The organism is Bacillus sp. mrc49 (genome assembly GCF_002803435.1).
This window is the reverse complement of sequence record NZ_PHNG01000583.1, coordinates 1-1216: the sequence shown is the minus strand read 5'-3', so window position 1 is coordinate 1216 and position 1216 is coordinate 1. Positions and strand designations below refer to the sequence as shown.

At 50.5% G+C, this 1216-nt stretch carries 7 tRNA genes and 1 rRNA gene; all 8 read left to right on the top strand.

Features of this window, described 5'->3' with window-relative positions:
• Positions 1–65: 65 nt before the first annotated feature.
• Positions 66–141: transfer RNA gene (locus tag CVN76_RS06085), tRNA-Lys, on the top strand.
• 10 nt (positions 142–151) lie between these two features.
• A tRNA-Leu gene (locus tag CVN76_RS06080) sits at positions 152–233 on the top strand.
• Between the two features lie 6 nt (positions 234–239).
• Positions 240–314 (top strand) — tRNA-Gly (locus tag CVN76_RS06075).
• 12 nt (positions 315–326) lie between these two features.
• Positions 327–415 (top strand) — tRNA-Leu (locus tag CVN76_RS06070).
• A 14-nt stretch (positions 416–429) separates the two neighbouring features.
• Positions 430–506, top strand: a tRNA-Arg gene (locus CVN76_RS06065).
• A gap of 9 nt (positions 507–515) precedes the next feature.
• Positions 516–592, top strand: a tRNA-Pro gene (locus tag CVN76_RS06060).
• Positions 593–600: 8 nt separating this feature from the next.
• A tRNA-Ala gene (locus tag CVN76_RS06055) sits at positions 601–676 on the top strand.
• Between the two features lie 158 nt (positions 677–834).
• Positions 835–1216: ribosomal RNA gene (locus tag CVN76_RS06050) — 16S ribosomal RNA — on the top strand; the annotation flags it as partial.

Below are 1216 nucleotides of genomic sequence, written 5' to 3'. Positions count from 1 at the left end.
TTCAAGTCCTCTTGCCGGCACCATCTTCGTACAAGCTTTAATAAGCATATATAAATAGTATATATGAGCCATTAGCTCAGTTGGTAGAGCATCTGACTTTTAATCAGAGGGTCGAAGGTTCGAATCCTTCATGGCTCACCATTTTTATTATGCGGGTGTGGCGGAATTGGCAGACGCACCAGACTTAGGATCTGGCGCCGCAAGGCGTGGGGGTTCAAGTCCCTTCACCCGCATGTTTAGCGGAAGTAGTTCAGTGGTAGAATACAACCTTGCCAAGGTTGGGGTCGCGGGTTCGAATCCCGTCTTCCGCTCCACTATTTATTTATGCCGGGGTGGCGGAACTGGCAGACGCACAGGACTTAAAATCCTGCGGTAGGTGACTACCGTACCGGTTCGATTCCGGTCCTCGGCACCATCTAAACTTAATATGCGCCCGTAGCTCAATTGGATAGAGCATCTGACTACGAATCAGAAGGTTGTAGGTTCGACTCCCGCCGGGCGCACCATATTTTTATCGGGAAGTAGCTCAGCTTGGTAGAGCACTTGGTTTGGGACCAAGGGGTCGCAGGTTCGAATCCTGTCTTCCCGACCATTATTTACGGGGCCTTAGCTCAGCTGGGAGAGCGCCTGCCTTGCACGCAGGAGGTCAGCGGTTCGATCCCGCTAGGCTCCACCAAAAAATCCTTGACAAACCAAAAAGGTTTTGTTAAGATATAAAAGTTGACTCTTTACCAGAGTTTAATTGCTCTTTGAAAACTGAACAAAACAAAGCGCCAACGTTAAATTTTAAGTGAGCACACACTATCAAAAAAGCAAATGAGCAAGTCAAACATTTCTTCGGAGAGTTTGATCCTGGCTCAGGACGAACGCTGGCGGCGTGCCTAATACATGCAAGTCGAGCGAATCGACGGGAGCTTGCTCCCTAAGATTAGCGGCGGACGGGTGAGTAACACGTGGGCAACCTGCCTATAAGACTGGGATAACTTCGGGAAACCGGAGCTAATACCGGATACGTTCTTTTCTCGCATGAGAGAAGATGGAAAGACGGTTTACGCTGTCACTTATAGATGGGCCCGCGGCGCATTAGCTAGTTGGTGAGGTAATGGCTCACCAAGGCGACGATGCGTAGCCGACCTGAGAGGGTGATCGGCCACACTGGGACTGAGACACGGCCCAGACTCCTACGGGAGGCAGCAGTAGGGAATCTTCCGCAATG